Annotated in this window: 4 protein-coding genes; 1 reads left to right on the top strand and 3 read right to left on the bottom strand. The window is 69.0% G+C overall.

Going from position 1 to position 6001, the window contains the following annotated elements; genetic code table 11:
* Positions 1 to 106: 106 nt before the first annotated feature.
* The 3 genes from aceE to ACWGE1_RS39505 all read right to left on the bottom strand — a co-directional run bounded on the left by aceE (position 107) and on the right by ACWGE1_RS39505 (position 5260).
* Complete coding sequence (aceE, locus tag ACWGE1_RS39515; RefSeq protein ID WP_453425302.1) at positions 107 to 2788, bottom strand: pyruvate dehydrogenase (acetyl-transferring), homodimeric type; 2682 nt, start codon at positions 2786 to 2788, stop codon at positions 107 to 109.
* A gap of 231 nt (positions 2789 to 3019) precedes the next feature.
* Positions 3020 to 3643 (bottom strand): GntR family transcriptional regulator, encoded by a 624-nt coding sequence (locus ACWGE1_RS39510; protein ID WP_453425303.1) that lies wholly within the window; start codon positions 3641 to 3643, stop codon positions 3020 to 3022.
* 135 nt (positions 3644 to 3778) lie between these two features.
* Positions 3779 to 5260 (bottom strand): hypothetical protein, encoded by a 1482-nt coding sequence (locus ACWGE1_RS39505; RefSeq protein WP_453425301.1) that lies wholly within the window; start codon positions 5258 to 5260, stop codon positions 3779 to 3781.
* Positions 5261 to 5622: 362 nt separating this feature from the next.
* Here ACWGE1_RS39505 and ACWGE1_RS39500 point away from each other — a divergent pair.
* The coding region (locus tag ACWGE1_RS39500) for a hypothetical protein (protein WP_453425300.1) at positions 5623 to 6001 on the top strand (379 nt) is incomplete at its 3' end.

The raw sequence follows: 6001 nt of genomic DNA, 5'->3' as shown, positions 1-6001 counted from the left end.
GCTCGACAGCCGTGTGCGCCGCGCCCTCGCCGATCCGCAGCAGTCCGCCCGCACCTCTGCGGGGCGGACACCGGCCTTTCGGTGTGCTGTGCGCGGGCGCGGGACCTTACAGGCCGTAGCGCTCCCGGGCCTCCTTGACGGAGGACGCCGGTACCTCGCCGCGGCGGGCGAGCTGGGCCAGCGCGGCCACCACGATCGACTGGGCGTCGACACCGAAGTGACGGCGGGCGCCCTCACGGGTGTCGGACAGACCGAAGCCGTCGGTACCGAGCGAGGTGTAGTCCTGCTCCACCCACTGGCTGATCTGGTCCGGGACCTGACGCATCCAGTCGGACACCGCGAGGACCGGGCCGGCGGCACCCTCCAGCGCGCGGGTGACGTACGGGGTGCGCACCTCGCCGCGCAGCAGCGCCTCGTCGCACTCCAGCGCGTCGCGCCGCAGCTCGCCCCAGGAGGTGGCGGACCAGACGTCGGCGGCCACGTTCCACTCGGCGGCGAGGAGCTTCTGCGCCTCCAGGATCCAGTGGATCGCCGTGCCCGAGGCCATCAGCTGGACCTTGGGGGCGTCGGCGGCCGGGGCGTTCTCCAGGTCGGAGGACTGGTTGAAGCGGTAGAGGCCCTTGAGGATGCCCTCTTCCACGCCCTCCGGCATGGCCGGCTGCACCTTCGGCTCGTTGTAGACCGTCAGGTAGTAGAAGACGTCTTCCGGCGTCTCGCCGTACATCCGGCGCAGACCGTCCTTGACGATCACCGCGATCTCGTACGCGAAGGCCGGGTCGTAGTTGAGCGACGCCGGGTTCGTGGACGCGATCAGGTGCGAGTGGCCGTCCGCGTGCTGGAGGCCCTCACCGGTCAGCGTGGTGCGGCCGGCGGTGGCGCCGACGATGAAGCCCTTGCCGAGCTGGTCGGCGAGCTGCCACATCTGGTCGGCGGTGCGCTGCCAGCCGAACATCGAGTAGAAGATGTAGAAGGGGATCATCGGCTCGCCGTGCGTCGCGTACGACGTACAGGCGGCGATGAAGTCGGCCATGGCGCCGGCCTCGGTGATCCCCTCGTTGAGGATCTGGCCGTCCTTGGCTTCCTTGTAGTACATGAGCTGGTCGCGGTCGACCGGCTCGTACGTCTGACCCAGCGGCGAGTAGATGCCGGCCGACGGGAAGAGGGACTCCATACCGAAGGTACGGGCCTCGTCGGGGACGATCGGCACCCAGCGCTTGCCGGTCTCCTTGTCCCGCATCAGGTCCTTGACGAGCCGGACGAAGGCCATGGTGGTGGCCATCTCCTGCTTGCCGGAGCCCTTGAGCAGCGGGGCGAAGGAACGGTCCGCGGGGGCGGGCAGGGCCACGTGCTTGACCTTGCGGGCCGGGGCCGGACCGCCGAGCGCCGCGCGGCGCTCGTTCAGGTACTGGACCTCGGGGCTGTTCGCGCCCGGGTGGCCGTACGGGACCTGGCCGTCGGTGAAGGCGCTGTCCGGGATCGGGAGGCCAAGGAGGTCACGCATGTCCTTGAACTCGTCGATCGTCAGCTTCTTCATCTGGTGGTTCGCGTTCTTCGACTCGAACCCGGCGCCCAGCGTGTAGCCCTTGACGGTCTGCGCGAGGATGACCGTCGGCGCACCCTTGTGCTCCAGGGCGGCCTTGTACGCGGCGTAGACCTTGCGGGGCTCGTGGCCGCCGCGGGAGCTGTGGAAGCACTCGGCGATCTTCGCGTCGGAGAGCACACCGGCCAGCTGCACGAGGTCGGCGTTGGCGCCGAAGAAGTGCTGGCGGATGTAGGCCACGTCGCGGGTCGCGTACGTCTGGAACTGCGCGTCCGGTACCTCGCGCAGGCGGCGCACCAGGGCGCCCGTGGTGTCGAGCTGGAACAGCTCGTCCCAGGCGGAGCCCCACAGCGACTTGATGACGTTCCAGCCGGCGCCGCGGAACTGGGCCTCCAGCTCCTGGACCACGCGGAAGTTGGCGCGGACCGGACCGTCGAGGCGCTGCAGGTTGCAGTTGATGACGAAGGTCAGGTTGTCGAGCTGCTCGCGGGAGGCGAGGGCCAGGGCGGCGGTCGACTCGGGCTCGTCCATCTCGCCGTCGCCCAGGAAGGCCCAGACGTGCGAGTTCGCGGTGTCCTTGATGCTCCGGTTCTGCAGGTAGCGGTTGAAACGCGCCTGGTAGATCGCGGAGAGCGGGCCGAGGCCCATGGACACCGTCGGGAACTCCCACAGCCACGGCAGGCGCCGCGGGTGCGGGTAGGACGGCAGGCCGTTGCCGCCGGACTCCTGGCGGAAGTTGTCGAGCTGCTGCTCGGAGACGCGTCCGTCGAGGAACGCGCGGGCGTAGATGCCGGGGGAGGCGTGGCCCTGGATGTAGAGCTGGTCGCCCGATCCGTCGGCCTCCTTCCCGCGGAAGAAGTGCTGGAAGCCGGTCTCGTAGAGCCACGCGGCGGAGGCGAAGGTGGCGATGTGGCCGCCGACGCCGTACTTGGAGCCGCGGGTCACCATGGCGGCCGCGTTCCAGCGGTTCCAGGCGGTGATCCTGGCTTCCATCTCCTCGTCACCGGGGAACTCGGGCTCCGCGGCGGTCGGGATGGTGTTGACGTAGTCCGTCTCCAGCAGCTTGGGCAGGGCGAGGCCGGCGGCCTCGGCGTGCTGGAGCGTGCGGCGGAGCAGGTATTCGGCGCGGCGCGTACCGGCGGCCTGTGCGACGGCGTCGAGGGAGGCCGCCCATTCGGCGGTCTCCTCGGTGTCGCGATCCGGGAGCTGGTCGAGCTCGCTCGGAAGCTTTCCTACGGGGTCGGACATTGCTGTGCGCCGCCTTCCGGACAAAGGAGAGGTGGTGAAAAAATCCCTGACGGGCAGGACAGGGTCGGTGGACCTGGTTGAGGTCCGCGACGACTGTAAATCGCTGATCGATGATCGATCAAATGAAAGTGACGAAGAAACGTCCGTTCGACGAAAAGTCGGCACCGCGTGCCAGGGAAATAGGCACGCGGTGCCGGTCAAATATGGACAAACGGGCCCGTTCGTAATCGATCAAGCGCGCGGGGCGCACCCCAGAACGTGCCGCTTCACGAGCACCCCGATGTCCGGATCCTGACTGCGGAACGCCTCGACGAGGGCCTCGTGCTCCTCGGCGTACGACTTCTGGACGGTACCCAGCCAGCGGATGGACAGGGCGGTGAAGACCTCGATGCCCAGGCTCTCCCAGGTGTGCAGCAGCACGCTGTTCCCGGCCGCCCGCACCATCTCCCGGTGGAACCCGACGGTGTGCCGCACCTGCGCGGTCCCGTCCTCGGTCCGGTCGGCCTCCCACAGCGCCGCCACGTGCGGCTCCAGGGCCGAGCAGTCCGTCGCCAGCCGCGGAGCGGCCAGCTCGGCCGCGATCTGCTCCAGCCCGGCCCGGACCGGATAGATCTCCTCCAGGTCGGCCGCGGAGAGGTTCCGCACGCGCACGCCCTTGTTCGGCGCCGACTCGATCAGCCGCAGGGTCTCCAGCTCGCGCAGGGCCTCCCGTACGGGGGTCTGGCTGACCTCCAGCTCCACGGCGATCCGGCGCTCGACGATCCGCTCGCCGGGCTTCCAGCGCCCGCTGACGATCCCCTCCACGATGTGCTCGCGGATCTGCTCGCGCAGCGAGTGCACGACGGGTGGGGTGATCATCGGGGCTTCATCTCCTGTAGGGGCATGTATCGCTTCGATGCGTAGACAATACGGCGGAGTAGCCCTGAGTGAGGTGTTCCGGGGCGGGGACCCCGGGTGAGGCTGGTTACAAGCGGTGCGGGCGCGGGCCGGTCAGCCGGCCAGCAGGCTCTGGAGAAGGGCGCCCAGGGCGGCGGCGTGCCGGGGATGCAGGCGGATGAGAGCGGCGATCTCGGACAGGATCCGGTCCCGTTCGCCGGGCTCGGCGGGGGGCCAGTCTGCGGGGGGATCGACCGGGGTGTCCCTCAGGGCGTTGGCGAGGACGTTGTGGGCGAAGCCGGTGAACTCCTGCCCGTGGACGAAGAGTTCCAGCAGCGCGATTGCCTGGAGAAGTGCGGGTTCGGCATCGGGTGCGGCCAGGACCCGCTGGAGCCGGGCGGCCAGGGCGGGCCGGTCTTCGGCATACCGGTAGGCGGCGGGGATTCCGTCGGCGCGGGCGAGGGCGAGAAGAGCCAAGGGTACGGCGGATCGGGGCGCGTCGAGGTCGGATCCGAGCAGGGCGAAGGCCTGATCGTGGAGGAGCACCTCCTGGTGTTCGGTGAGGTAGGCCAGGGATTCCTCGCTCGTCGGCCGGCTCAGCCAGGTGTCCAGGAGTTCGCCGGTCCGGAACGGGCGGAAGGCACTGTCCGCATCGGTGTCCTCGACCGAGCGGAGGATCCCGAGATACAGGTCGGCGCCCTCCGTCACCAAGCTGAGCTCCTCCAGGGCCAGCACCGTCTCGGCCGACCGCAACTCGTCGGTGTGTGCGTCCCAGAAGGTGCGGGAGCCGGCCCAGGTGGGGCAGCTGATCCACTGGGCGGCGAGGTCGAGTGCGGCCGGGGGGAGCGCCAGCCAGGGCAGGGGTTCGGTGCCGGTCTCCTCGCGCCAGAGGGTCGCGACCTGGGACGGGTGCACGGTATCGCCCTGGTGGAGGGCACGGAGGCGTAGACGGGCCTCGAAGGCTGCCGAATCGGTTGTTTCGGAGTCCTGCGGTGGATGGGCCACAGATATGAGGCTGCGGATGCCGAGGTCTGTACTGATGCTCGCGAGCTCCAGTTCCGCGCGGCGGACGGCCAGGAGCCGGGTCGTTCGGGGATATGCGGAAAATGCTCTTTCTGCGGAGGTGTAGGCGGCCGAGGCAGTCTGAGCAGGGGCCAGCCCTGCCAGATTGACAAGGCAGGTGGCGAGGTTGGGCAGGTGGGCGGCGGGGTTTTGCTGGGCGAGGGTTCGGTAGAGGTCGACGGCTTCGGTAATGGTGGTGAGCGCGTTCCTTCGGTCTCCGGCTCCGGCCTGGCAGTTGGCGAGGTTGTTGAGAGTGGCTGCGAGGCTGGGCAAGCAGGTGGCGGGGTCTTGCCGGGCCAGGGTTCGGTGGAGGTCGACGGCTTCGGTGATGGTGGAAAGTGCGTCTTTCCGGTTTCCGGCCTCTGCCTGCTGTATCCCGAGGTTGCTGAGGGACGCGGCGAGGTTGGCCAGGTGAGCGGCAGGCTCCTCCTGGGCGAGGGTTCGACGGATGGAGACCGCTTCGGTGACGGCGGTGAGTGCGGCCCTCTGGTTTCCGGTTTCGGCCTGGCGGTTGGCGAGGTTGTTGAGGGACATCGCGAGGTCGGGGAGGTAGGCGGCGGGGTTCTCCTGGGCGAGTGTTCGGTAGAGGCCGACAGCTTCGGCGATGGTGGAAAGTGCGCCCTTTTGGTCCCCTGATTCGGCCTGGCAGTTGGCGAGGTTGTTGAGGGTGGCAGCGAGGTCGGGCAGGTAGGCGGCGGGGCTGTCCTGGGCGAGGGTTCGGTAGAGGTCGACGGCTTCGGTGATGGTGGTGAGCGAGCCTTCCTGGTCTCCGGTCTCGGCCCGGCGGATGCCGAGGTTGTTGAGGCGCTCGCGAGGCTGGGCAGGTAGGCGGCGAGGCTCTCCTGGGCGAGGGTTCGGTAGAGGTCGGTGGCTTCGGTGATCGTGGTCAGCGCGCTGTGCCGGTCACCGGTCTCTGCCTGCTGGATGGAGAGGTTGTTGAGTGCGCTGGCGAGGCCGGGCATGTAGACGGCACGGTTTTCCCGGGCAAGGCCACGGCGGATGGAGACCGATTCGGTGACGGTGGTGAGTGCGCCCTTTCGGTTTCCCGTCTCGGCCTGGCAGTTGGCGAGGTTGTTGAGGGAGGTGGCGAGGTCGGGGAGGTAGGCGGCGCGGTTTTCCCGGGCGAGGCCGCGGTAGAGGTCGACGGCTTCGGTGATGGTGGTGAGTGCGCCCTTTCGGTTTCCCGTCTCTACCTGGCGGTTGGCGAGGTTGTTGAGGGACATCGCGAGGTCGGGGAGGTAGGCGGCGCGGTTTTCCTGGGCGAGGGTTCGGTAG

It is taken from the genome of Streptomyces sp. NPDC054932 (genome assembly GCF_053610205.1).
The sequence above is the reverse complement of the archived record's forward strand: the minus strand, read 5'-3'. Positions and strand labels throughout refer to the sequence as shown.

Coding starts and splice junctions, on each gene's coding strand:
- aceE (WP_453425302.1), bottom strand. CDS start 2,788: ATGTCCGACCCCGTAGGAAAGCTTCCGAGCGAGCTCGACCAGCTCCCG.
- ACWGE1_RS39505 (WP_453425301.1), bottom strand. CDS start 5,260: ATGTCCCTCAACAACCTCGCCAACCGCCAGGCCGAAACCGGAAACCAG.